This window comes from Bacillus sp. FSL K6-1560 (genome assembly GCF_038592935.1).
Classification (GTDB): domain Bacteria; phylum Bacillota; class Bacilli; order Bacillales; family Bacillaceae; genus Bacillus; species Bacillus subtilis.
The window spans coordinates 417,502-443,428 of record NZ_CP151946.1 but is presented as its reverse complement, the minus strand read 5'-3'; the positions used below and the strand labels follow the sequence as shown (position 1 = coordinate 443,428).

The following is a 25,927-nucleotide window of genomic DNA, read 5'->3' as shown; positions in this document are numbered from 1 at the left end:
GCAGGTGGAGCAATTGAGTCATGAATATCAAATCCCCAACCTTGTACTTGATCAGACTGATAAACAAATTCTCACGATTTTGCATGAAGAAGGCAGAATTTCTTATACGGATCTTGGCAAAAGAGTCGATTTGTCACGGGTCGCCGTGCAGGCCCGTATCAACCAATTAATTGAAGCCGGTGTGATTGAAAAATTCACCGCTGTCATCAATCCCGCTAAAATCGGCATTCATGTTTCCGTGTTTTTCAATGTCGAGGTAGAACCGCAATTTTTAGAAGAGGTCGCTCTTAAGCTTGAGGAAGAGCCTGCGGTCACCAGCCTTTATCACATGACAGGCCCGAGCAAGCTGCATATGCATGGGATCTTTGCCAACGATCAAGAAATGGAAGAATTTTTAACAAAACGGCTGTATCCATTGCGAGGCGTCGTCAGTGTTGATTGCCAGATGCTGATCAAACGATACAAAAGCCGTATGGGAATGAAGCTGTAAAGGAGAGAAACGAATGAAAAACCATCCTTATCGGGATATGACGGCCGCAATGGTTCGCACCGGCATATTAGGGTTCGGCGGCGGACCTTCCGTGATTCCGCTGATCCGCCATGAAGCGGTCAATAAATATAAATGGATTGACGATGATGAATTCGGAGAAATATTAGCAATCGCTAATGCGCTTCCCGGACCGATTGCCACCAAAATGGCTGCTTATCTGGGCTTTAAGCTAAAAGGCACATTAGGTGCAGTTGTGGCGACCCTCGCCCACATTCTGCCTACATGTCTTGCGATGGTGGGCTTGTTTGCGGCTGTAAATGTGTTAAGCCATTCAGCAATTGTTGCAGGTATGATCGGTGCCGTCACGCCGGTAATTGCGGTAATGCTCGGAATCATGGCGTACGAGTTTGGCCAAAAAGCGCTTAAAGGTTTCGGCTGGGTTACCGGCATCCTGTTTTTTATCATCGCTTTTATCGGCCTGCAAACTTTACAGATTAATCCCGGCCTGGTCATTATCATTTTCTTAGCGTACGGGGCGTTTCATTTTAAACTGAAAGACAAAATCACAAATAAACATTCAAAAGATAAAGGAATGTCAGCCTCATGATATCGATCTATTTATTTATGGCGTTTTTTATCGCAAACCTACTGGGATATGGCGGCGGACCAGCTTCTATCCCGCTAATGTTTGAAGAAGTCGTAAACAGATACAGCTGGCTCTCAAACGATCAATTCTCAAATATGCTCGCACTTGCGAACGCATTGCCGGGCCCGATCGCCACGAAAATCGCTGCGTATGTCGGCTACAGCGCAGGCGGGTGGCCCGGCTTCCTAATTGCCCTGATCGCAACCGTCGTACCGTCGGCGCTCGCATTGATCGTCCTGCTGCGCATCATCCAGCGCTTCCGCCAATCACCTGTCATCAAAGGCATGACGCTGTCCGTCCAGCCTGTCATAGCGGTCATGATGCTCATTCTTACCTGGCAAATCGGCGCAGACGGCATCAAAGCGATCGGCTGGATCCAATCGATTGTGATTGCGGGGATCTCCCTCCTTGCCATGACAAAATTCAAGATGCATCCGGCGTTCCTGATTATCGCGGCGTTTTTGTATGGCGGCCTTGTGATTCCTCATTTATAGAAACAAGCACCTGGACAGGTGCTTGTTTATTTTGGCCCAGAAATGCCGTTTGATATATGGTTCCTCGCATTCTCACAGAATGCCCTTATATAGGAGTCAATGAAAAAACTTGCAGCTCCCGGCCTGCAAGTTTTACATGTGATTTTTCTGATAAAACATTCGCAAAACATGCGTCTCAAGGTCAGCCAGGCGGACAGGGATCGGCAGCCTGCTTTCTTGATTGATCAGGCTCATCGTGATCTGATAGCTGCTGTCTAAATCAATATAATTACCGCAAGACAAGAAAATAGGCTTCACGTCCCGCCGCGTTCGCAGCGCCCGTCCATATACCTCGCCGTCAATGATAATATCGGTGTATGCGCCTACTTCATTTTCAGGCGTCACGAAATCGCAGCCTTTGATTTTGAGATAGGTTTTCGCTATCCCAATCGTCGGCTTACCCAGAAAAAAAGCCGCATGGGTGGCAACGCCCATATGATTGTAATGCAGATATCCGTTGCCATCAAATAAGAAGACATCCGGCTCCGTCTCCAGCTTTTTCGCCGCCTCGATGATCAAAGGCAGCTCACGAAACGCAAGAAAACCGGAAACATACGGTACGCTGATTTTGCCCATGCTATGCACTTTTTCAATGACTTCTTTTGTATCAGCGTCAACCACGATAATACTGCACACCCCATACGGTTCTCCATCCTGCTCCCAATAGGCCAGGTCGACGCCAGCGCAGGTTTTGATGGAGTCTAGGTTGATGGAGGTGGATAGGTTGATTTTATGGATAAGGGATTGTTGTGTTTTTACAAATTCTTCTCTGTTTAGATTGAAAGAATGTATTTGTTTAACATGCATCTAAAATCAATCCTACCTCCTGTTAACTAGTGTCTGTTTTTCTTTGTATTCATTTTTACTTTGAAAATTGTTTGAAAACTTACAACTCCAGGTTCTGCAAACTTTATTAATAGTTCTAATTAAATGTTTAACTACATTTCATTATTCGTAACTTTGTTTAATATAAATTCTATATTTTTAACTATTTCAATATGGCTATTTGTCTGAAATTCATATATGGGTTGATCCCAATCCTCATTTTGCATCATAACTAGTTGATAAAATCCATTAGCATCCGCATCTGGATACCAACCTAAATCAAGTAAGTAATTTTTACGAGAGTATGTTAATTGCATTAAATCTTGTGAAAAAAACAACCATTTTTCATCGTCTGGTGCTAGGTTTTTCGGATCAATTTCTCTAAAACTGTTTTGATTTATGGTCCATCCTTTTGGAATCCTTAAGGGTTGTAAACTTATTTCTGGCATTTTTTTTATCTTTCTCATAAAAGCCTCCTATTACTTATCAATACCAAGTTGTTTTAAATACTTATCTAATCGACTTCCAGCAATCGGATGACCATGATATTCACCACCAGAAAACTCCGCTCTAATCCAGCTTGTTGGTGTACCTAGATCATAACCGACTGTTTTTCCTGCATCATAAATGAAATAATAGTTGTTATTTCCATTATCAATAATATGACCTTTTAAAAGTGCCTCTTTTTCTAAAGCTTTGTTATTCACATCTGGTAAGTACTGAGCAGCTTTTTTACCTGTCATACTAAAACGTTTTGCTTCTTCAGGTGTTTTAGCCTTAACATGTTTATGGCCATGCGGAGTAAACGAAGCATTATTAAGCATCGTTCTAAATTCTTTACGACCATAATATCCATCGTGCGCTACTTTATCGTGATTTTTAGAAATGTTAGGACTATGAGAGCTTCCCTTACGACCGCCATCACTAACCATCTTCACAATCCCAAGATCCTTAACAGCCGTCTTTTCCACATCGACACGAACTGTCGGGATTCCGAATGTGAAGCCATCCGGAGTAACAGGGCGTTCTGCGTACACGCGGACGTTTGTTGGGACTTTGAATTGTTTTACTTTCTCTAGTGTTTTGTTTGCTTTTTGGACTTTTGAATGGGTTGCAAGCGGGATGCCTTTATCAATGTGTTTCGCCAATGCACCGGCTCCAACCAAGCTCAATGCCGCTTCGAGCGCCCCTTGCTTCCGCTTCTCCTCAGACACTTTGTTTCCGAACATATCCCGGCCTGTGACGGCTTCTGAGAATCCGTTTGACGCTACAAGGCCGTATGCGCCCATTTCAGTCATTTTGAGAATGTCTAAGGATTTGCCTGTTTTGTAGGCATCTAAAGCGTGTTCAGCCGCGATAGCAGCTTTTCCGGTTTTGTAGATGGCTTTTCCGCCTTTGAAGGCGCGGCCTGCCCAGCCGACGACCGGTATAAATCCGGCTGCGGCCATAGCTCCTGCTGTCACACGCTCTGCGGTGGAGAGTTTTTCTCCGGTAACCGGATCAACGCCTTCAGTTGCTCTTTTATAATCATAATAGCCAGTGACTTCTCCAGTAAAGTTGCAAACTCCATCCCATGTTTTTTCGTACCATGGTTTGTTTGCTTCTTCCTCGGCTTTTTCCTGGAGCCGTCTTGCTTCTGCTTGCTGGGCTTTTGCATCGATATATGTTGTTCCTTGATTTTCTACTTCAATGACGCTTTTGTAGACTTCATTGCTGTGGAAGGCTTTTTTGTCATAGTACATAGGGGATGCGCTCTTCCCATTGCTGGTGGCCTGCATGAGAACAGAATATTTGGTGAGCACTGCGTTGTCCAGAGATTCTAAATTTTGATATTCAGTGGTCAGGGATTCATCAAGCTTATCGACAGCTGTGATTGTATCACGTCTGATTTTTTGGGCATCGCCCATCTTATCTGCATAGTCGTCAAGCGTGTACATGTCGAGATCAATAATATCGCTGATGCCTGACAAAATAGAATCGATTTCTTCTTTATGAGCGGAGACAATCTCTGAGGCTTTCAGGTCTCCATTGGGCAGCTCATGATCCAAAAAAGAAGTTTCCACATATGAATCATTCAGTTCTTGATCTTTAATATCTCCTGAAATGCCGTTTAAAAACGCAATTTGAGCAGAGACAAGCGTCAGCCAGCTGTCTACGATTTCTGCCTGTCCCTGAAAAAAATCTTTAATATTGTCCGCGCCTTTTCCTTTAAAATTATCGCCTAAATCGGCAACTCCCTGAAACACTTTTTTCAGCGTATTCAGCTGCTCTTCAAGCGTCTCATATTGTTTTTTTCTGCTCTTCGCTTCATTGATTAACGACTGTGATTCAAATACTTTGCTCATCGCACTGCCCTTTCTGTTCTATTTTACAGCTATCGCCTCGTCCTGCTCTTTGAGTGAATCTACGTTATCCTTTGTATCCTCGATATTTTTCTGTACCGCTTTTTTGTAATCTCCGAGCATGGTTTTGATGTTCTCCTCACGCTCATGATATTTTTTCGTATAATCGAGTTTGTTTTTTCCATTGGACCCCGCGGCGCCGATTGATACGTCAGCAAGCGCATCTTTGACAGAATCCAATGTTTTGATGACTGTGTCGTACTTCAGCTTAATTTCTGACATAAAAAAAGATCACCACCATTTTAGTTTACTAATTTGTCTTCCTGCTTCTTCTACGAAATCTTCTCCTTTAGCAAGAAGGTCGCCTGCGGCATTCGCTGCACTTTTTGTCAAATTCAGCTCAAATTTCTCTGTCTCAAGCCAGAATATTTTGCTTTGAATCGAAGCCATATACTCGTTATATTTATCATTCACAATCTTAGATGCTTCCGATTTCGCCTCTTCTCTTCCCTTGTCGAAATCATCGGCTTTTGTTCCCGTCCAATGCTTGCCCAATTCCGGTTTCACAATTTCTTTGATTTCAGTGATTGCCTCTTCTTGCAGTGTGTCTATGTCCTTTTTTGCTTTTTTCAGCTTTTCGATCTTGTCTTCCACGTCGGAAATTTTTCCGTTGAGCGAACTTTTGATATCCGCCAGCATACTTTCATAACCCATCTGAATCACCTCTTAATACTCAAAAAGTCGTATGGAGGGGCTGATGAAGATAGACTTTTCCATACTTTATTTCCATATATTATATTTTAAAATAGCCAGAAGGCGGCTTAAATAGGGTAAATGGCTTAATTTAGGCATATAATGCTCTTGAAATGTAGGTATTTGATCTTGTTTTTGTTCGTTATACTGCTAATGAAAACGTTTTTTAAAATGAAATCACCTAATGTCATAGTTATAAAGGCACTTGAAAGAGGCAGATGTTGTTGATCTGCCTCTGTTCATGTTTATGTTCTTCATCTGGTCGGCCACGTCTGATTTTGTCATTTGGCTTATATTATTTCCGCTTCTGACCCTTTGGATCAAAAGCTTGTATTAGCTGCAGTCCCAGTTGTACAGAACGTTTGAAAAGTCTTTTTTCTTTAAATCTTCAGGTGTGATGAAAAAATTGGCGATGCCGACGTCTCCCCACATTGAATCGACATCATCGTCTGAATCAATTTGTAAAAGCATGATGGTGTGTTCTTTATATGCGTATTCCCGGGGATCATGCTGGGTAAAAGAAGCGTATCCGCCAATTTTATGGCCAAATCCGTTTTCAGCCAGTTCATTATAAATGTCTTCTTCATCCTCGCCGAACTGACCAAAGAACTCCATTGTTTCCATGCCCGTATACTGCTCAAATTGAAAATCTGTAGGCAGCACCCATTCCGAAGATTTCACAGGCTCGACTGCCGCTTCTGATAAAATCGGAAAATCACATTCGCCTGTGCCAATAAATGAAAAATCAGAAACAAGCTCGTCATCGTTTTCTACGATATTTTCAAAATAGATCACTCTGAAATTCTTTTGTTCACATCGATCGTCAAAATTCAATCCATAGACGTCATCATGAACAGAAATGTAGAACTGCAGGATACCTGAAGAAGGGTAGCCGTCAAGCTGGGGAATGTGCGAGAAATTAATCTGCGCCAGAAGCTTCATCGGCTGTCCATTTTCGTCAGTCGGATATGTTTCATGCTTGGGGAAATAGGGATCACCGGCAATTTTGCTGTCATATCGTCCTGTTTTCCCCTTTCTCACATTCAGTTTCACGTATTCTTTCGCTGATTTCTCCAGCAAGTCGCGGTACGGTCTCATTTTTTCGGGCAGATGATTCATCAGATTCTCTCCTTTTCCGGCATCTCCAAGGTTTTATTTTCTGGTTTTCTTCTAATGTTTTTCAAACGAATGTTTAAAGAAGCCCTACTTCTGCATAATTTTCCAAACAATAGTTAAATAGTAGCAAATGTATTCAGCACCCCGCAATAGATGAAAAAAAGACTGGTGCGCAACCAGCCTTTCTTTTTCATCTATTGAATTGCACCTGACGGAACAACCGCCTTCCGTCCGACAGAATAATACTCCACTCCTGCAGCCAAAGCCTCATCCAATGTGTAGCAGTTTCTGCCGTCAAATATGAGCGGCGTTTCCATCAAATCCTGATAAGCCGCTAACGGGAATTGTTTAATGTCAGCCCAGTCGGTTAAAATCATGACGGCGTCAGACCCTTTGACAGCTTCCTCGATCGTCTCTTTATATTCAACAGCTTGCGGGAGAACATGCTTTGCATGGCTAACTGCAATGGGATCGTAGGCTCTGATACGGGCGTCGAGCGCAGCGAGACGGTCTGCAATAACAATTGACGGCGCTTCTCTCATATCGTCGGTATTCGGTTTAAATGACAGGCCTAAAAGGGCAATCGTTTTTCCCGTCACCCCGCCGAGCCTGTTCAGCGCTTTATCAACCAGCATCGCCTGCTGATTGTTGTTGACTTTGATAACCGATTTCAGCAGTTCAAAATCATGCTCGACATTGCCGGCAATTTGCACGAGGGCGTTTGTGTCCTTTGGAAAACAAGAGCCGCCGTAGCCTATGCCCGCTTTCAAAAACTGGCTCCCGATCCGCTTATCCTGTCCCATCCCGTATGCGACTGCTTCAATATCGGCACCGACCTTTTCACATATATTCGAAATTTCGTTTATAAAACTGATCTTAGTGGCCAGAAAAGCATTTGAGGCATATTTGATCATCTCGGCGCTTCTGATATCCGTTTGGTAAATCGGGATTTGAAACGGACGGAAGAGCTCCTCCAGCGTATTTGCTGTTTTCTCATCGGCCGTCCCGATCACGATCCTGTCACCATGAAAGGTGTCATAGATCGCCGACCCCTCACGCAAAAATTCCGGATTGGATGCGACCGAAATACTGACAGGCTCCGCTAGATGTTCAGTGATCAGTCCATTAATCAAATCGTTTGTCCCAACGGGCACTGTGCTTTTCGTTACCACGACTGTATCTCGTTTGACATGCTTTGCGATGCGTTTGGCCGCATCTGTAATTTGCTCCAGATTGGCGTGCCCGTCGCTTTTCTGCGGTGTGCCGACCGCTATAAAAATGATGTCTGCCTGGGCCAAGCCTTTCTCATAGCTCGTTTCAAAGTTCAGCCGTCCATCAGCTGTATTTTTTCTCATCAGCTCTTCAAGACCTGGTTCAAATATGGGGGAAATGCCCTTTCTCATTTCATCAATCTTGTGAGCGTCAATATCAATGCAGGTTACATGATGTCCAATCTCAGAAAGAGAAACACCTGTCACAAGACCGACATAGCCTGTTCCGATGACTGTTATATTCATTGTTTCCCTCCAACAGTTAAATTGCCGCTTTGCAGCTTCCGTAATATCGTATGAGAACATCCTATCATGAATGCGAAAGATCTCCCGCATAGCCTGTCGGGTACAGCCTGTACAGATTTCTGAAATGTGATTCAACCATACAATACACTATTATATCGCTCTCAAAAAGAAAGTGGTGAAATGAGAATCGGCTGTTAAAAAAGACCAAACAATTTTCTTCTTTTGACCGGTTGCGGAGGCTGTCTGAAGATGGTCTGATTCCGCAGGAGAAGCTCTGCATTTTCCGTCAGCATATAAGGAAGTTCCGAGCCGAATTCTTTCTCTAGAACATAAAGAGCCTCTTGAGTGTGAAAATTTCTCGTTTTCACATTATGGGCATCTGAGGCTACTAAATGGATCAAATTGGCTTCAACCAGCCGGAGAGAAAATGCTTTCAGCTGCTTGCCGAAGGTCCCCGCAAGACTTCCTGAAGTAATCTGAGATGCTGCTCCTTTTTCCACAAGATGATACAGCAAAGACGGGTTTTCGCGAATTTCCCTGTTGCGTTCAGGATGGGCGATAACCGGAATATATCCTTTCAGCTGCAAATCATAAAAAAGCTGCTCCGCATATCGGGGAACGTGATCAAACGGAAACTCAATCAAGATGTATTTTGTATCATTCAGCGAAAGCAGCTGCTGTTTGGCAAGGTCTTGTTCCACCTCGCCGCAGATTCTGATTTCCTGTCCCGGAAGCACATGTAAAGGAATGTCTTCTTTGATTAAACGTTTGTTTAACTGATTTGCTGCTTCTCTGACTGCGGCTGGCTCGTTTTTATACACACCGTTGTTATGATGAGGTGTCGCAATGATCGTCCGGATTCCCTGACGAACAGCGGCTCTTGCCATTTCTATGCTGTCGGCCGAATCACCTGCCCCGTCATCCAATGCGGGAAGAATGTGACAGTGAATATCGATCATGTCCTAGCCCCCTTTTTTCGCAAAAATAAATAACGGGCACGATGCACGTTATTTATTTTGCATGAAATTGTCCTTGTTTCCGTAATATCCGTATTCAGAGTGCTTCGAAAGCTTTTTGCCGTTTATAATCGCCCCAAGGAGCTTGCTTTTGCACGTTTCAAGCGCCTCTTTCGCTTTTGCGGCTTGTTCTTTTTCTGTTTTCCCACTTGAAATAACCAGAACAGAACCGTCTGCCACGTTGCCTAAAATCTGTGCATCTGCTACGGCAAGAATAGGCGGCGTATCAAAAATGACCATATCATATGCCGCACACGCTTCGTATGCAAGCTCCTTCATCCACTTCGAGGAGAGAAGCTCGGCCGGGTTTGGCGGGATCGGGCCGCTCGTCAGCACGTCAAGATGTTTTTCATTCGATGCTTGTACAGCCTGCTCCATAGAGCTTTTCTTTAATAAAACAGATGTTAAGCCAACCGTATTTTCAAGAAAAAAGGCCGTATGTACTGTTGGTTTTCGCAAATCAGCATCAATCAGGAGCACTTTTTTTCCCTGTTGGGCGAATACGACAGCCAGATTGGCGGCCGTTGTTGATTTTCCTTCCCCCGGACAAGCCGATGTAATCATGACTGATTTCATTTGCCGGTCCACTGAAGCAAATTCTATATTCGTGCGAATCGTCCGATATTGTTCAGAGTTCAAGGATTTCGGCTCTGTCATTGCAATGACATTTCTCCGCATCCGCGAGTCTCTGCTTTTTTTAAGCGCCAAAATGTCCACTCCCCGTTTTTTCAGATTGGAAACCCTGTAAGGTCTTTGCTGTTTTCTGCTCATTCGCAATGGTGGAAACTGTCCCTAAAACAGGTATGTCCAGCAAGGATTCGAGCTGCTCTTCCGATTTGATCGTATTATCCAAATGCTCAAGCAGGAAGGCCAGTCCGATGCTTCCCGCCAATCCGGCCGCAAACGCGATGGCAATGTTTAGAAGCGGCTTTGGCGATACAGGGGACGGATGTTCTGAAACCTCGGCTTTTGACAGAATGCTGACATTGTCAACATTCATAATAGATGTGATTTTGTCTTGAAAAACAGATGCTATAGTATTGGCAATATGAGCCGCTGTTTCCGCGTTTTCATCCCTGACTGATATGTTGACCACTTGGGAGTCCTGTTCGCTGGATACAGTAATTTTGTCATTCAGTTCTTGGGATGTCATCGACAGGCCCATTTCTTTAATGACTTCATCTAAGATGGCAGGGCTCTTAATGATGACATTGTACGTATTGATTAACTGAAGATTGGTTTGGACATCGTTAAATTGGACTTCTTTTCGTTCATTTTTCGATTGGTTGACCAGAATCTGAGTTGAATTTTCATAGATGGGTGTAAGTGCGAAGAAACTAATGAGTCCGCCGGCAGCAGTGGCAGCCGCGGTTACAATCATAATCAAAAGTATGCGTTTTGTTAACGTTGATAATATCTCTTTTAAGCTTGTAGATTCTCCCATGATACCTCCAAATCTCTTATAACATCCTTTTCCATCTACGATTATACAACGTTGAAACCGCATTTCTCCAGCTTTTCACGTGACATAATTCGACATTTTTTTACAATGCGTTATGTTAGCACTTTTTATGTAAGCGCTATATTTACTGTGTTGACAGCGCTGTCTCATTTTCTCTTATTCGTGCAGTCACGTCTTCTCGCATAAAAAAATCCCGCTAAAGGCGTGCGGGATTTTTATGTTGCATATCCATTTTTAATATGAGAAATCAAATTTTCAAGCATTTCCTTCGTCGTCATCTCAGATGACTGCTCACCAATTTCATGTGCATGCATCAAAATTTTCAGAAATTCTTCTTGATTCAATTTCTTTTCACTCATCTTTTTATTCCTTTCAGCTTCCATTAAGTTGAAAACACGATTATTATATGATGCTGGTTATCAATTTGCAATCTCTAATACATCATTCGACACATCCCATTTTTTATGTCCTTTTTTAGGAAAAACTTTTTAAGGCCGATGTGTTGCGATATAATAGAGAAATTGGATCTTTTTATTACGTGACTCGGTTAGGAGCGATAATCATGCTTCAGAATATGATTTCCAAAGACGATGTGCTGGCATCTGCTGAACAGTTAAAAGAACTTCTTCCTTACAATGAAGAAAATGTTCAGCTGATTAAAAAAGCCCTTATTTTATATCGGCAGGATTCAGTCTATCGTTTACAAGCAGTGAGTCCGACGGAAGTTACGGCTTACGTGCAGGATGTTGTGCCTGTGCGGGTCACATTGAACTTGTTTGTCATAGTCAAAAGCGGCTGTTCATGTCCGTCCGGAAGAATCTGCCGCCATATGCTGGCTGTGTTTTTATATGTATATGCAATGTTCGAGCGAGTGGGTACTTTTACAGAGTATTGGCTCGAGAGGGAAAAGCTTGAGGAAAGCAAAGAGCTCGTCCGCCGCCAGTTTCAGGAAAAGGTGCTGCCTAATGAAGAATCGCTTTCAAACTGGCTTGCTTTTTTTGATTCAGAGTTTTCTCTCTGGCAGGCACGTACGCCAGAAGGCAGCCAAAACATGCAGGGCCTCTATTACGGCTACCTGTCCGCATTAAAAAAACATGCGCCGAACAAGCCGGAGCTGAAAAGCCTGTACCAGATTCATTCCGCGATTGCGGTTTGGCTTCGCATGTTCACATTGATTGAAGCGGGCAAGCTGAACCCCGAACAAGATTTTTATTCCCTCAATCCGTACGTTGAACAGCTGATGGATACAATCTACAGCTCTATTGATAAATTAAAAACGTACGCGCTGTCTTTTGCGCTTGATCCGTTTTTGGATAAAACACCGGATGTTATCCGGCATTTGCTGTTGAAAGAAGAAATTTTCCAATATGAACGCATCCGCGTCTTCGGTGAAATTTGGAGTGCGCTGCTGTCGCGGCCAAAATGGGTGGCACGCGAACAGGAGATATTGAAAAAAGAAGCAGGACGGCGTTTTTCTCCCGAATTGCAATTCGGGCGCCTGCATTTAGAATTCCTGCAAAAGAATGATGACGTTATTTTTGCGGAAGCGGATCAATTCCCGCCAGAAGCGCTCCCTTATACATTCCAATGGCTGAGTGAAATGACTGCCAAGAAGGACTGGAAACGGCTTAAAATATGGTACCAGCAAATTGAACCAATTGCGATGGGTTATACGAAGCTGGATAAGCCGTTTAAAGAGATTCGCGATGTGATCGGCGAGCTGTTCCTTCTGTTGAATTCCTATGTGAAGCAAACCAATGATCAAGCGCTGTTTGAACGCTTTGCCGCGGGCTGTCTGCCGTATACGTTCACAGAATACAGCCATCATTTATATGAAAAAAAACGCTATGCCGAGTGGATTGAAATTCATAGCCTTGTCGGCTTTTCCATCAATGAAATGGATAAAATGATGCTCAAGGAAATTGCAGCGAGCGACCCTGAGGCGCTTATACCGGCTTACCATAGAGAAGTGGCTTTTTTCATTGATCAGAAGAACCGCAGCTCGTACAAGGAAGCCGCCCGGTATTTGAAAAAATTGCGCACCCTGTACAAAAAAGCGAAAAAGCAGAAGGTGTGGGAGCGGTATATTCAGCTGCTGAGCTCGCATTACAAGCGCCTGCGTGCGCTTCAAGAAGAACTGCAGAAAGGAAAGTTGATTGATGGCGAGTCTTAAAGAAATTCTCATCCACGTCGAACAAATGGAAGATGGGTCATTTACGCTCTCAGCCTTTGATGAGAATGAGCAGCCTCTTCCCTACAACCATATGAAAAAGCATTTGTTCCAATGGCATGAATCCTCATTTTACGGAACCTTTCTAGAGGATGTCAGCTTCATCGGGACGACTGCTGTCCTGCTATCTCCATGGATGACTGTAGAGCTTCTCGGCAAAAACTCGTTCAACTCATTCAGCTCCGTGCAGCTTACAGAAGAAACGGAGCCGCTGATCGAGGCGGCATCGACCATCTATGAATTTATCGCGGACGGCGATTTTATGCCTGACTATGACGCATGGACAAACGGTGTTTTTCGCTGGAAGGACCGCGATAATATACTGGAGGGCTTTACTGCGGAATGGTTTTCCGCTGCCGTACAGGATTACATCCAGTACGACGATGACCTGCGGGAGAAATGGGAACATATCAAGGAGAAATCGCCTGCGGTTACGACATTCCGCGGCCATTTTCTTGATGAAGAGGATTTTCTGGAAGGCATTGGCTGGATTGACGACCAATCTCCATTTACTGTCGGCTTGCGCTTAAATGAACCGGACTTTGACGGAGACGAATGGAAGATCGAGATGTTTTTACGCGATAAAAAGAGCGGTGCTGTAGAATTCTTTGACGGACTGAAGAGCCTCAAAAAATCGTGGCAGGCGTACAGCGATAAAATCGCGCGTGAGCAGGACCGCTTTCACAGAACGGTTCCGTGGCTGTCGTTTGATTCCGGGACAACGCTGATCTCGGAGGAAGAAGCCTGGATCTTCCTGTCAGAAGCAAGTGAGGCGCTTGTCGATATGGGGGTAGAAATCCTCCTGCCGTCCTGGTGGCAGATTGTCAGAGACAGCAACATGATGCTGAAAGCAAAGGTGTCGTCCTCCCCGCGCGGCGAGTCATTTGTCGGCATGAATGCACTGCTTGATTTTAACTGGCGGTTTGCGACAAATGGAATTGAACTGACTGAGGCTGAATTTAATGAGCTTGTCGCCAGCAACAGGCGCCTTGTTAATATCCGCGGGCAATGGGTTAAAATCGATCCGCAGTTTATCAAACAGATGAAACGCCTGATGGAAAAAGCAGAATCAGAGGGACTCCACATGTCTGATATTCTGGCGCGGGAGCTAATGGATCAGCAGGATGGCGGACTTGAGGATTCGGATCTGATTGATACATCCGCTTTCGCCGGCATTCAGTTTGATCTGTCTAAACAGCTCAGGTCACTGATTCGAAAGCTCACTGCCGCGGAAAACCTGCCGGAGCACGAAGTCAGTCCTTCTTTCAAAGGAACGCTCCGCCCTTATCAGAAATACGGCATGAACTGGCTGCTGTTTCTGCGGGAAAGCGGTTTTGGCGCCTGTCTGGCTGACGATATGGGGCTTGGGAAAACGATTCAAATGATCGCCTATTTCCTTCACGTGAAGGAAATAGGCCGGCAAAAAACGCCTCATTTGATTATTGCGCCGACATCCGTACTTGGCAACTGGCAGCGGGAGCTTCAAACCTTTGCCCCTGATCTGTCTGTCGCGCTCCATTATGGGCCGCGCCGGCCAAAGGGTGATGATTTCGCAGCGCATTATGAAAACGCAGACGTGGTGCTCACTTCATATGGACTGTCACATGCCGATACTGAAGAGCTTTCTTCTGTGACATGGAACACGATCTGCCTTGATGAAGCGCAAAATATTAAAAACGCGCATACGAAGCAATCACGCGCAATCAGGAAGCTGAAGGGGCTTCACCATATCGCGCTGAGCGGCACGCCGATGGAAAACCGCCTGACTGAGCTGTGGTCTATTTTTGACTTCATGAATAAAGGCTACCTCGGCAGTTTGACCGGCTTCCATAAACGCTATGTGCTGCCGATCGAAAAAGACCGTGACGAAAAGAGAATCGGACAGCTTCAGCAATTAATCCGGCCATTCCTTCTCCGCCGGACGAAACGGGATGAAGAGGTCGCGCTTAATCTTCCTGAGAAGCTGGAAGAAAAAGAATTTATCCCGCTGTCAGCCGAGCAGGCATCCCTTTATGAGCAGCTCGTCAAAGACACTTTTGACCATATGACATCCCTGACCGGCATGCAGCGAAAAGCGCTGATCCTCAGCATGCTTGGACGGCTTAAGCAAATATGCGATCATCCCGCGCTTTATTTAAAGGAAGAGCAAACCGAGCTGCTGGCCGGCAGATCAGTCAAGCTCGAAAAATTGCTGGAACTGATGACAGCGATCCGCGCCCAAAACGAAAGCTGCCTGATTTTCACGCAATACATTCAGATGGGGAACATGATGAAGCGGCTGCTTGAAAAAACGTTCGGGGAACCTGTGCAATTTTTAAATGGGAGTCTCTCCAAGCAAGAGCGGGATACACTCGTTGAGAAATTTCAAAGGAAAGAATATCCGACACTGATTCTTTCACTCAAAGCTGGAGGCACCGGACTTAATTTGACCGCCGCCAATCACGTCATCCATTATGACAGATGGTGGAACCCGGCGGTTGAAAATCAAGCGACTGACCGTGCATACCGCATAGGCCAGGAGCGCTTTGTCCACGTTCATAAAATGATTACGACAGGAACAATCGAAGAAAAAATTGATGTCATGCTTGAATCCAAGCAAACCCTGAACGATCAAATTATCCAAAGTGAAAACTGGATTACCGAGCTTTCCACACAGGAGCTCGAAGAACTGTTTACATTAAGCGCAACAGCGCAATAATCATGACTAAAAAAGCTGGCTCTGAAAGAGCCAGCTTTTTTCCGTTCATAGCCGTCACGCCGAATTTCCAAAAAATCCGTTACGCCGGTTATATCAACAGGATGCGCTTTTGGAGCAGCACATATACCTACAGCAAATGTTTCATCATATGTGCGACACCGTGTTCGTCATTGGTTAAGGTGACAGCATCGGCTATCGATTTGATGTCTTCCCGGGCATTGCCCATCGCTACACCTTTTCCCGCAGCCTCCAGCATCGATTTGTCATTTAAACTGTCACCTACAGCCGCGGTTTCCTCGAGCGGAATATTTAGCTGTTCCGCAAGCCTCTTCAGCGCCTGCCCCTTGGAAGCTTTTCGGGAAGAAAGCTCAAAGTTGTGCTCAGCCGAACTGACAAGCGTCAAATCTTCGGCATGCTCATATCTTTTCCAGCCTGCCTCAAGCTTTTCTTTGAAGAAAGAAAAGCCGAGAATATTATAAAAATCGATTGGCTCATCGGCTTCAAACAGCTCTTGAAAGGAGTTAATGTAAGCAAAGCCCGATTGGCTGTATTGCACCTCGGCCGCCTGCTTAAGGACAGAAAGATCCGCTTCCGGATTTGCGCTTCTGAATCTGTCCAGCTCAACATCAAGAAGTTCTCTGCCGCTTTGCGGCGTATAAATCGCTGAACCTGTGAATACCTCATAATAATAGTTTTCCGACTCAAGCCATGAGAGAATGTCATACGCCCGTTTCGTATCAATCGTTTCGTGATGATAAAGCCTGCCGTCGGGATCGTGAATGACGGCGCCGTTTGCACTGATGACCCATGTTTTGATCCCCAGCGGTTCAAAGATTGACATGACGTCAAAATGAGCGCGCCCAGTTGACACCACCACCTCAATACCGTTCCGCTGCGCCTGCCGCAGTGCGTTTTCATTTTCCAAGCTTACCTGATGCTTGCTGTTGAGTAAGGTTCCATCTAAGTCAATCGCAATTAATTTCACGTTTGTCAGTCCTTTCCTTCATCCTGCTCTGTCACGAGAAGCTCAACGCCGTTTCGGTCAAGCAAGTCACAAAATGCCTGATTCGGCAGCCTGTCTGTAATCAAAAGGTCGATTTCATTCAGCTCCGCATACTGATAAAAACTGGTGCTGCCCAGCTTCGAATGATCTGCAAGCGCGATGACCTGCTTTGCCTGCTGTATCATTTTCCGCTTCACCATGCCATCCTCTTCATGCGCAATTGTAATGCCATGTTCGGAAATACCGACCACACCAATCAGCGCTTTATCAACATGGTAGTTTGAGAGCTTTTCAATCACAGAGGACCCGTACAGAAAGCGGTGCTCCTTTTCCAGCTTGCCTCCCAGCAGATAAATTTCAATTCCCTCTTTATCGGACAGCACATCCGCAAGATTAATCGAATTGGTGATTACCGTACAATCAACCGCATTCAAATGCTTTGCACATGCCTGAACAGTTGTAGAGGCGTCTAAAATCACCCGGTCACCATCATGAATAAGCGATGCTGCAAGCCTGCCGATCTTATTTTTTTCCTTAGACACTGTTTTCAGGCGGCCGGAATAGCTTTGAATTTTCTGATGCACAGTCGGCAAAATGGCGCCGCCTCTTGTGCGGATGATGGCATTCTGTTCCTCAAGTTTCACAAGATCTCGTCGCGCTGTATCCCTTGACACTTGCAGGAGCGTACAGATCTGCTCCGTTGTAATTCGGTTATGCTGTTTTAAAAAATCCAAAATCGCTACTAATCTTTCTTCTTGGTACACGCCCTCATTCCTTTTCTCAGCAATCATTTATAAGCAATTATAAGTTTTTATTTAATTTTATTCAATATTAATAAGTGATTTTAAGTAAAAATGCGTCGAGAGAACCAATTTTTCCTAAGTGGACAAAAAGAAAGAACCAGTCTGGTCGACTGGTCAATTTTGAGGGGATGATGCGGAGATCCGGATAATAGTGAATGGATAGATAACGGGAGGAGCAGGGGGTGTCAATCAGCAGCTTTTTCCCGGGGTTTAGGGTCCATAAAACGAACAGTGTCAGCCAACACTTCTGTTACATACACGTTAACGCCTTCCGCGTTTTCATAGCTTCTTGTCTGAATCCGTCCGCTTACGCCGACGAGAGAACCTTTTTGGCAATACAACGCCGTGTTTTCAGCTGTTTTTCTCCAAAGTGTGCAATTGACGTAATCAGCTTCGATTTCACCTGAAGCATTCTTGAAGCTGCGGTTCACCGCGAGCGTAACATGTGCAACTGCCGCACCGGCGGAAGTGTAGCGAAGATCAGGATCTTTTGTAAGACGTCCGACAAGCATGACCTGATTGAACATGCGATTCCTCCTCTCCTTGCGGTTGTATGTATTGTAAATGATGCAACAAGAAAAGAAAAACGCTTAAAAATGGCTTTCAGCCTCTGTTTTTATCTTTCGTTTTCATTTTTCCTTCAGCTAAAAACATCTTTTGCTTCTTTCCTTTGAAGAAATATGTACTTTTTAAAAAACGGAAAAAGATTTGCTTTGTCAGCCAGTTTTGCGTATTCATGCGCACATAGGAAGAGCCATCCCACGCAAACCACTGAAAGCTCAATTTTTTTTCCGGCATTGACAGCTTGATTTTATACTGCTCCATGCCATCTTGTGTTTCGTATAAAAAACTTATTCTTCCTTTTTTGTTCAGATGAACCTCAAACACTTCTTTACGGCTTAACATATATGTTACTTCCTTTTGAATCAAATGACTTTCAGAAGGAACGCCGTCAATATAAATTTCTTTTAAACGAAATTGATTCATACCACATCTCTCCGTAATCCATAGTCAGTTACAGTATAATGAAAAAATAGAAATTATTAAATGTTTCGCTCATACAAAATTCTTTAGCCCCAACATTGCAGGATTTTTTCCTCGAAAACGTTTATGTTATAATGGAAGGCAAGAAAACTTTGGAAGTAATCGGGGTGAGAAGAAATGAAAACCTTTAAACTGGTTGACCTGAATGTGGAACGAGTGGACAAGGAAGAACAATCAATTGAACAGTTTCCCCTTATTGACGGACTGATTATAAATAAAGAAGACGGTGAAAATCACTGGCTGATTGAGGCGCTTGTACAGAAAGAACATCTGTCTTTTTTTGAACAGCTTCAAAACAGCCAATCTGAAGCCAAAGTATTTGTAACGATCACGAAAAAAAGCAATCGCCCCGCCCAGCTGACAGCAGCAGTGAAAAATATCGTCAAGCTGGAAGAAAGCATTCAGGTTTTACTCTACGGACAAATGGTCACAAGAAAACAGCAGGGCACTGAAACCATTCTCGAGTCCCTTGTAAAAGAGGGCTATACAGGAACAAAACTCATTGAGGCATTTAAACAAAAGTTATAAATACGAGGGGGCATGTTCCCCAAAACAGACACAGAACCGAAGAGCATCACAATAAACATTTAGAATAGATATGTTCTGCATGAAAAAAGCTGCCGTTTTAAACGGCAGCTTTTCTTTTCCATATTTAATTTGTATGGCCAAAAGAATCAACCAATTCCCCTTTCACAACAAGGCGCCCTTCAGTTTTGACAGCCTTGTCACATGTGATTAACGTAATCTCCTTTTTGTTTGTCTCCTCAACTACATCTGCATCCATTTCCGATATGATGTCTTTAGATGTTACAGAATAGATATAATCCTTTTTAAAATCCGTGATGACAATTTGGGCACCTGTTTTTATGTTTTCCAGAGGTCCGAACAAAAGATTCTTTTGCTTCAAATGATGGCCCGCCAACGGATAATTTCCCTCGCCCATTTTTTGATCCGGGCGCATTGTTGCCGCCCCTATCAAAAGATTTTCATTGGTTGTGCCTTTTACGATCGGAAGCTCCAGATCAACACTTTTAATTGTTATCCGCCCGATAACCGCTTTTTGATCGTGATCAAAGCCGGCCTTTACAGCATCCATCAACTCAGGCGGCTCGATTGAATCAAATTCATATTCCGCTTCTCTCTCATTATTTTTTTTCAGCTGCTCCACAGTTAAGGCCGATTCACTCTGGCTTTTGCTAAGATAAGCTATAATTCCACCTTTGATATAAGGAGAAGAGATCAGCAGCAGTCCGAAAAGGATGAACACCGTAATGATCATTTTCTTGTACATGCAAAAAACCCTTTCTTATGCATCCTTCTAAAAACGCTCCGTGTCACTTTCACTTTTCAAAAAAGCACCTGATCGATTCTTCGATGATCAGGTGCCTTCAACTTTATCCTTTTCTTTGTTTCTTTCTTGAGGCAACAGCTAAGCCTCCGCCTGCCATAAGCAGCAGGATACCGATCATTGCTGTCAGCATGCTGTCTGTATCTCCGGTTTTTGGAAGGGTTTTGTCTGTGTTCGACTGACCATCCGAGCTGCCATCTGTACCATTGGTATTCGGATGATCTCCATCATCTTTTCCATTTCCACCCGGTGCAGGTTTATCAGGATGATCATGTTTATCAGGCGCTGGTGTTTTCACTTTTTGATTAGAAACTACGATCTCAACAGCTTTTGACTGTCCTTTTTCAATTGTGAATTCAATCGGTGTTTCGTCAAGTTTATAACCTTCGGGAGCCTTCGTTTCAATCAATTGGTAGCTTCCCGGCGCAAGGCCTTTTACAGTGAACTGCCCATTTTGATCTGTTTTCCAGAGTTCAGAAAGCTCTTTTCCATACCCGTCAGTTTTTACAGGCTTGCCGCTTTCGTCCAATAACTTGAATTCAGCGCCCTCCAAAACGGTATTTTTATCGTCTTGATCCACTTTTTTCACATTTACGTCACCTGGTGCCAATATGTTTTCCACGGTGATTTCGACTGTTTTCGTGTCTGTGTTTGTGATCTTGAACGATATAGGAGTTTGGTCCAACTCATAATCTTTAGGCGCTTTTGTTTCAACAAACTGATATTCGCCAGCTTTAAGGCCGTGCACCGTGATTTGTCCTTTGTCATCGGTAACCAAACCGGACTTCAGCACTTTGCCGTTGGCATCTGTCAAATTGAACTCCGCACCTTGCAGAACTTTATGCTGATCATGCTGATCCACTTTGGTGAGGACAACAAGGTTCTTCGTATTAACCGCTGTTGCTTTCACTTGCTCAGGTTTGCCGCCATATTCTGCTTTAATGGTGAATGACACTGGCTTTTCGGATAAAAGATATCCATCTGGCGCCTGTTTTTCGATAAATTGATAGCTTCCCGGCGCTAACCCGTCAACTTCAATTTTGCCGCCTTCTTTTGAGACTAGATCGTCTCTCACTGTTTTCCCATTGCTGTCCGTGATTTTGAATACCGCGCCTGCCAAGCCTTTTCCCTCTTGATCTTCCTTCATCAGCTGAACCGATCCTTGATAGTTCACGGCGATCCCGGCATCTGCGGCTTCAGGCTTTCCTGCTGCAAATTCTGAGATGGTAAACTCTATTTTCTCCGTGTTCAGCACATAACCGGCTGGCGCTTTCGTTTCAACAAAGGCGTAACGTCCCGGCGCAAGGCCCGAAGCCTTTACTTTTCCATCTTTATCGGAAGTCAGCTCTTCTTGAACCGTATTTCCTTCCTCGTCGACAATATTGAATACTGCACCTTCAAGCTTCTTGCCTTCAGCATTTTCCTTCGTCAACTCAACGGAGCCTTTATGGTTAGTAGCGATCCCGGCATCTGTAGCTTCAGGCTTTCCTTCAGAGGAATCAGAGATCTCAAACTCAATTTTCTCTGTATTCAGCACATAGCCCGCTGGCGCTTTCGTTTCAACAAAAGCGTAGTGTCCCGGTGCAAGGCCTGAAGCTGCGACTTTCCCATTTTTATCTGAGGTCAGTCCTTCTTGAACCGCATTACCTTCCTTGTCGATAATCTTAAAGACGGCTCCTTCAAGCTTCTGGCCATCGGCATCTTCCTTCGTCAGCTCAACAGAGCCTTTATCGTTAACGGCGATTCCGGCATCTGCGGCTTCAGGCTTTCCTGCTGCAGATTCTGAGATGGTAAATTCTTTTTTCTTTGTATTCAGCACATAGCCGGCTGGCGCTTTTATTTCCACAAAGGCGTAGCGTCCCGGCGCAAGACCCGAAGCCTCGATTTTACCGTCTTTATCTGAAGTCAGCTTCTCTTGAACGACCTTTCCATCTTGATCGACAATGTTGAATACTGCGCCTTCAAGTTTCTGGCCTTCAGCATTTTCCTTCGTCAGTGAGACTTTTCCTTGATAGTTGGTCATTTTCCCTAAATTAACGTCGGACACTTGATTCTTTTCATTCTTTGCGACTGAGAAGTGAATCGCTTTTGTATTTACGATAAAGCCTTCAGGAGCTTGTGTTTCTGTCAAGCGATAGTAGCCCGCCGGCAAACCGTTCATTTCTACTTTTCCGTTTTTATCAGATTTTATATCTGTTCGTATGAGAGTATAGGTGCCGTCATTTGATTTTTTCTCCAGCTTGAAAACAGCACCCGCCAAAGGATTGTTTTGTTCGTCTTGTTTGATAAGCGTCACCTTGTTCTGTTGATTTATGACTTTGTGCAGCGCTCCTGTCTTGGAGGAGTTGCTGTCTATCTTAACAGAGACTCCTTTTGCATAAGCATCACTGATGGTATATCCGTCAGGCGCTTTGACTTCTTTTAATACATAGGAACCGTAGCGAATATTTCCGAATGTAAGCTTCCCGCCGGCATCCGTCGTACCAGTGCGGAGGAGCTGTTTGGAGTCCTCAGACCATAACTGGAATTCTGCTCCTTCAAGAGCTTTATCGTCCTCTCCAGTCTTAAAAATCGTCAGGCTTCCTTTTTCTCCGGATCCGGAACCGTCGCCGCTTGAAATGGCAACAAAGATCGAGCTGCTGTTTTCTTGAGTCTGCTCCTTCACATTTGTTCCTGAAATGGACACCTTATTTTTAACATGGCCGCTCGTGCCGGCTATGTTAATCAGTGACCGGTATTTGATCACATAGGCGCGGTCAATTTGTTTATAGCTGCCTATGAATTTCAGGACAAACGATTGTTCACCTGTTGTATTGTCCGTTTTGATGTCTAACGTGTAATCTTTGTCTTTTTGAAGCTCGACATCTCCCGCAGTCAGATTTCCGCTGCTGTCTTTGACCACTCCGTTTTCATCATATTTTGCTTGATACACTTTAAAAGAATCCGCATCTAATATTTGATTTTCATCCGGCGTATCAGTAACTTTTACATCATCCAGCGTTGATTGGCTGGAGTTGACATTGATGTTCCAATCGATATAGCTTCCATTTTGTTTACCGCCTTTGAAAACCAGACTTCCTCCGTTCGTAACTGAAACAGAGCCCGTCAGTGTGCGGTCTGCATAACCGTCATTATAGTAGGTTGCCTTGTTTGTGTACTGATTCTGATCAATGACCTGTCCTTTGAGTGATGTCTTAAACTCAATCAGATATGGTACAGAATCGCCTGTTTTAAGGTGTACCGTCAGCGTGCGTTCATTTTTTGCAGAAGGCTCTTCGACATCATACTTGGAAGGATCAAGCGCGTCTCCTTCTGTGATCGAGCCGTTTTTATTGATCGTATAACTCTTAACGACAACGGAACCCGGCACAAATTGCTGAGGATCTGTTATGGCATCTTTGATATAAGGGTTTTTCGTCGGCTCGCCGTTATAGTTGACGCCGATTTTCCACGTGATTTCCTTTGAAACCGCGTTATATGATCCGTTTTTGAAACCATTATTTGAAGTCTGATGATTCGGCGTAAAACCGCTTGATACCTTATTCGTGCGCTCATTGCCGTTTTGATCAGTCCATGTCGACTGAGCTGTATTCTTAACGCTTTCGTTAGAATAATCGGCATTGAACGTTGTCGTATAAGTGATCTTAAATTGACTGTCTGTTTTTGCATAATCCCCGATCAATGCCAAAGTAAAGCCTTTATGATCCGGTTTTTTTATTAACGTGTAGTCTTTGTCTTTCTGCAATGTTTTGTTGTTCGTTGTGTCTTGAAGCTTGAACGATTCATCAAGCAGAACCATTCCGCCGCTTTCAAATTGATCATTCAAAGTCCAATTGTTCATCAAGTATTTATTTTTATTAACTGTAATCGTCCAATCAGCCGTCTTCTTCTCATAATCTACGTTTGAATATCCTTTGATGAGGTTTTGCTGAATGGCTATTCCGGAAGCCTCTTTTGAATCCCCTGTTCCGGTCACAACGCTGTTGGTGTATGTTGTAGATTTATCAATGATCACTCCGCTGTTGACCTTTGTTTGATATGTGATTTTGTACGCGCTGGTAATGGTTTTATTAAATTTGACTTCAAATCCGCTTCCATTATCGATCAGCGTATAGTCCTCGCCTTCCTTTAAAGGCGTTCCCGCTTGCTCACTGCCGTTCTGTCCAAAGGTAATAGGAATAACCTTCAAAGAATCTTTCACAAGATGCAAATCGCCAGTTCCAAAAGCATCTTTAATGCTGGCCTTGGATTGGTCGATCTGTTTCTCACCGTAATTGTATGAAAGAGCCCAGCTGAATGTTTGAGATTCTCCATCATAGCCGGTCGATGATTTCGCGATCATTTTTCCATATTTGGCTGCAACAGTGGCTTCGGCAGAAATGGGTTCCAGGTTGTCTCCGCTGAATGCCGCCTTGTTCGTCAGCGTTACATTTCCGCCTTCACTCGGCTTCGCACTATTGTCAATGTCGGTTTCGTATACAAGGCGGTATGCTGAATCAATTGTCCCGTCAAATGTGACATTTCCTTTTGAATCAACACTGTAGCCGGAAGAAACTTCATTTCCTCTGCTGACAGAACCATCAATGTTCACATTGAGTTCATACACTTTAACTGAACGGTAGATGACGCCATCTGGAAGGCTTTCCGTGAGTTTGGCATTTTTGACTTGATCCAACTTTTTATTGACATCGACCGTCCATGTTACTTTACCAGGGTTGATGCCTTTATCCAGCACACCTGATTTATCAATGGTTTTACTCACATTGGGTTTAAAATAAACTGTTGTTTCAGGAGTATCGGCATTCACAGGAAATGGAATCTTTTGTGTTGTCGAACCCGTTATTTTTTTCTCGTTGAACTGCGTATTGATAACCAATGTGCCTTTGACATTAGAACTGTCTTTTACCTCGCCGTTAAATGTCATTACCACATGTCCGTTCGTATCAATAGAAAATGTCCCGTATGTGGTGTCTCCGGCGCTTAAAGGCAGGTTCACAATGTCATTATGCATAATAAATTCTTTAGGCAAATCAAATTCATATTTATCGCCGGCATTGATTGTTTTTCCTAAATTGTCGGGAATGGCCCAATCAATTGAAATTTTCACCGGAGAATTCGTATTGGCGCGATTGCCCTTGTCATATGGCTTTCCGTTTTCGTCCGTCAACGTCACGCCAGTTAAAATATTTTGCGTGATTTGTTTTTCTTCAGTTTGCAAACTTTTGAAAGCTGATTGACTTGAGGATGACACTTTTTTTGAATCATCACTCTTAGAGGCTTCGCCGCTCTTAGCGTCATCTGACGGCTGCTGTTCTTCCTCTTTTTGATCCTTGCTGACTGAAGGTGCAGGTTTGTCATCTTTCCCTTCCCGATCACCCGCAGTATCAGAAGAGTCGTTTTTTGGCTCTTCCGCCTCGGCATCTGGTGTCTCCTCTTTCTTAACAGGAATGATCACCTGCTGGGTTTTGCCTCCCCCTAGCTGAAAAAGGGCTGCTGCTGTATGTTCATCGCCTTTTACATCTGCAGTAAACTTAGCTGGCAGTGTAATGGTCCCCTTGGCATCAGGAGAATCCGCGGATGCAGTTGTTAATTTTACTGTCATGGTGCTGCTGCCCGCCGGCACTTGATAGCTGCCGATGACCTGATCAGCAGATTTGATCTCACCTTCTGCACCTTTATCAAATGTAAAGCTTTTAGGTATCTCCACATTGATATCCTGTTCGCTATCTGCTTTATTGTCTTTTTTCAATGACCATTCATATGTCAGTTTCACTTCGTCCCCCGGTGTTAGTGCCGGTTTGTTTCCTTTTGATCCGTCAACAATCTGGCCCTTGGCGTCCTTAACTGTTACCGAATCGAAGAATTGGCTGTCACTTGACGTTACGTCCACAGCCTGTGCTGTAAGAGTATAGCTGGCGATCTGGCTGAAGAAGAAAAAGATGGCAAGGCTTATGATCATAACGATCCGCCCGCTTTTTTTCAGCCCTAAGGGAAAACTCCTCGTTCTCAACTTTTCATTCCTCCCTTTCTTATCTATCTTTCACTTGCCGATTGATCCGCGAGACCATAACATCATGTCTCATCCCCCAAAAAGAACTGCT

Annotated in this window: 24 protein-coding genes; 6 read left to right on the top strand and 18 right to left on the bottom strand. The window is 44.1% G+C overall.

Annotation, left to right across the window (positions count from 1 at the left end; genetic code table 11):
- The first annotated feature begins 13 nt into the window (after positions 1 to 13).
- Genes chrS through chrA form a run of 3 tightly spaced genes read left to right on the top strand, consistent with a single transcriptional unit; the run spans position 14 to position 1,630 of the window.
- A complete protein-coding gene (chrS, locus tag NYE22_RS02450; protein WP_101501542.1) occupies positions 14 to 490 on the top strand; it encodes a chromate efflux transcriptional regulator ChrS in 477 nt (158 codons plus the stop codon).
- 13 nt (positions 491 to 503) lie between these two features.
- Entirely contained in the window at positions 504 to 1,097 is a 594-nt protein-coding gene (gene chrB / locus NYE22_RS02445) for a chromate efflux transporter subunit ChrB (protein WP_015251064.1), read from the top strand.
- Complete coding sequence (gene chrA / locus NYE22_RS02440; protein ID WP_014665634.1) at positions 1,094 to 1,630, top strand: chromate resistance efflux protein ChrA; 537 nt, start codon at positions 1,094 to 1,096, stop codon at positions 1,628 to 1,630. Before chrB ends, chrA begins: the two co-directional genes overlap by 4 nt.
- A 132-nt stretch (positions 1,631 to 1,762) precedes the next feature.
- Here chrA and NYE22_RS02435 read toward each other — a convergent pair whose 3' ends face one another.
- The 12 genes from NYE22_RS02435 to NYE22_RS02380 all read right to left on the bottom strand — a co-directional run bounded on the left by NYE22_RS02435 (position 1,763) and on the right by NYE22_RS02380 (position 11,059).
- On the bottom strand, positions 1,763 to 2,476 hold the full coding sequence (locus tag NYE22_RS02435; protein WP_342412271.1) for an endonuclease V: 714 nt from the start codon (positions 2,474 to 2,476) through the stop codon (positions 1,763 to 1,765).
- Positions 2,477 to 2,607: 131 nt separating this feature from the next.
- The gene (locus NYE22_RS02430; RefSeq protein ID WP_014481129.1) at positions 2,608 to 2,961 is read right to left on the bottom strand and encodes a hypothetical protein; all 354 of its coding nucleotides are present in this window, start codon (positions 2,959 to 2,961) and stop codon (positions 2,608 to 2,610) included.
- Between the two features lie 12 nt (positions 2,962 to 2,973).
- The gene (locus NYE22_RS02425) at positions 2,974 to 4,839 is read right to left on the bottom strand and encodes a T7SS effector LXG polymorphic toxin (protein WP_342412270.1); all 1,866 of its coding nucleotides are present in this window, start codon (positions 4,837 to 4,839) and stop codon (positions 2,974 to 2,976) included.
- Between the two features lie 18 nt (positions 4,840 to 4,857).
- Positions 4,858 to 5,118, bottom strand: coding sequence for a YwqI/YxiC family protein (locus NYE22_RS02420; protein ID WP_003227825.1), 261 nt, complete (start codon positions 5,116 to 5,118; stop codon positions 4,858 to 4,860).
- A gap of 9 nt (positions 5,119 to 5,127) precedes the next feature.
- Positions 5,128 to 5,550: a DUF5082 family protein gene (locus NYE22_RS02415; RefSeq protein WP_010332155.1), complete on the bottom strand. Its 423-nt coding sequence runs from the start codon at positions 5,548 to 5,550 to the stop codon at positions 5,128 to 5,130.
- Positions 5,551 to 5,766: 216 nt separating this feature from the next.
- On the bottom strand, positions 5,767 to 5,874 hold the full coding sequence (locus tag NYE22_RS02410; protein ID WP_125121105.1) for a hypothetical protein: 108 nt from the start codon (positions 5,872 to 5,874) through the stop codon (positions 5,767 to 5,769).
- A gap of 48 nt (positions 5,875 to 5,922) precedes the next feature.
- Positions 5,923 to 6,708 carry a YwqG family protein gene (locus NYE22_RS02405; protein ID WP_064671498.1) on the bottom strand — a complete coding sequence of 262 codons (786 nt, stop codon included), beginning with the start codon at positions 6,706 to 6,708 and terminating at the stop codon, positions 5,923 to 5,925.
- A gap of 191 nt (positions 6,709 to 6,899) precedes the next feature.
- Positions 6,900 to 8,222, bottom strand: a complete 1,323-nt coding sequence (uglF, locus tag NYE22_RS02400) for a UDP-glucose 6-dehydrogenase UglF (protein WP_003243223.1) — start codon at positions 8,220 to 8,222, stop codon at positions 6,900 to 6,902.
- Positions 8,223 to 8,416: 194 nt separating this feature from the next.
- A complete protein-coding gene (locus NYE22_RS02395) occupies positions 8,417 to 9,181 on the bottom strand; it encodes a tyrosine-protein phosphatase (protein WP_342412269.1) in 765 nt (254 codons plus the stop codon).
- 48 nt (positions 9,182 to 9,229) lie between these two features.
- Positions 9,230 to 9,946 (bottom strand): tyrosine-protein kinase PtkA, encoded by a 717-nt coding sequence (gene ptkA, locus NYE22_RS02390; RefSeq protein WP_064671496.1) that lies wholly within the window; start codon positions 9,944 to 9,946, stop codon positions 9,230 to 9,232.
- Positions 9,936 to 10,682, bottom strand: a complete 747-nt coding sequence (gene tkmA / locus NYE22_RS02385; protein WP_003227811.1) for a protein-tyrosine kinase activator TkmA — start codon at positions 10,680 to 10,682, stop codon at positions 9,936 to 9,938. Before tkmA ends, ptkA begins: the two co-directional genes overlap by 11 nt.
- A gap of 233 nt (positions 10,683 to 10,915) precedes the next feature.
- Positions 10,916 to 11,059: a hypothetical protein gene (locus tag NYE22_RS02380; RefSeq protein WP_003242876.1), complete on the bottom strand. Its 144-nt coding sequence runs from the start codon at positions 11,057 to 11,059 to the stop codon at positions 10,916 to 10,918.
- A gap of 203 nt (positions 11,060 to 11,262) precedes the next feature.
- Here NYE22_RS02380 and NYE22_RS02375 point away from each other — a divergent pair, with 203 nt between their 5' ends.
- The gene (locus tag NYE22_RS02375) at positions 11,263 to 12,873 is read left to right on the top strand and encodes an SWIM zinc finger family protein (RefSeq protein ID WP_342412268.1); all 1,611 of its coding nucleotides are present in this window, start codon (positions 11,263 to 11,265) and stop codon (positions 12,871 to 12,873) included.
- Complete coding sequence (locus tag NYE22_RS02370) at positions 12,860 to 15,628, top strand: DEAD/DEAH box helicase (RefSeq protein ID WP_064671494.1); 2,769 nt, start codon at positions 12,860 to 12,862, stop codon at positions 15,626 to 15,628. The genes NYE22_RS02375 and NYE22_RS02370 overlap by 14 nt, the downstream gene beginning before the upstream one ends.
- A gap of 127 nt (positions 15,629 to 15,755) precedes the next feature.
- On the opposite strand, the gene ywpJ is transcribed toward NYE22_RS02370, so the two are convergent.
- The 4 genes from ywpJ to ywpG form a co-directional block, all read right to left on the bottom strand.
- Positions 15,756 to 16,613, bottom strand: coding sequence for a phosphatase YwpJ (gene ywpJ / locus NYE22_RS02365; protein WP_342412267.1), 858 nt, complete (start codon positions 16,611 to 16,613; stop codon positions 15,756 to 15,758).
- Positions 16,614 to 16,618: 5 nt separating this feature from the next.
- Positions 16,619 to 17,395, bottom strand: a complete 777-nt coding sequence (glcR, locus tag NYE22_RS02360) for a transcriptional regulator GlcR (protein WP_342412266.1) — start codon at positions 17,393 to 17,395, stop codon at positions 16,619 to 16,621.
- 224 nt (positions 17,396 to 17,619) lie between these two features.
- On the bottom strand, positions 17,620 to 17,961 hold the full coding sequence (gene ssbB / locus NYE22_RS02355; protein WP_014478203.1) for a single-stranded DNA-binding protein SsbB: 342 nt from the start codon (positions 17,959 to 17,961) through the stop codon (positions 17,620 to 17,622).
- A 76-nt stretch (positions 17,962 to 18,037) separates the two neighbouring features.
- Positions 18,038 to 18,421 (bottom strand): DynA interaction protein YwpG, encoded by a 384-nt coding sequence (ywpG, locus tag NYE22_RS02350; protein WP_003227796.1) that lies wholly within the window; start codon positions 18,419 to 18,421, stop codon positions 18,038 to 18,040.
- 174 nt (positions 18,422 to 18,595) lie between these two features.
- Between ywpG and NYE22_RS02345 the strand changes: the two genes are divergently transcribed.
- Entirely contained in the window at positions 18,596 to 19,006 is a 411-nt protein-coding gene (locus NYE22_RS02345; protein WP_003227794.1) for a YwpF-like family protein, read from the top strand.
- A 124-nt stretch (positions 19,007 to 19,130) separates the two neighbouring features.
- Here NYE22_RS02345 and NYE22_RS02340 read toward each other — a convergent pair whose 3' ends face one another.
- Together NYE22_RS02340 and NYE22_RS02335 are read right to left on the bottom strand one after the other, a co-directional pair.
- Positions 19,131 to 19,769: a class A sortase gene (locus tag NYE22_RS02340; RefSeq protein ID WP_032727025.1), complete on the bottom strand. Its 639-nt coding sequence runs from the start codon at positions 19,767 to 19,769 to the stop codon at positions 19,131 to 19,133.
- A gap of 103 nt (positions 19,770 to 19,872) precedes the next feature.
- Positions 19,873 to 25,836, bottom strand: coding sequence for a SpaA isopeptide-forming pilin-related protein (locus NYE22_RS02335; protein ID WP_342412265.1), 5,964 nt, complete (start codon positions 25,834 to 25,836; stop codon positions 19,873 to 19,875).
- Positions 25,837 to 25,927: the final 91 nt, after the last annotated feature.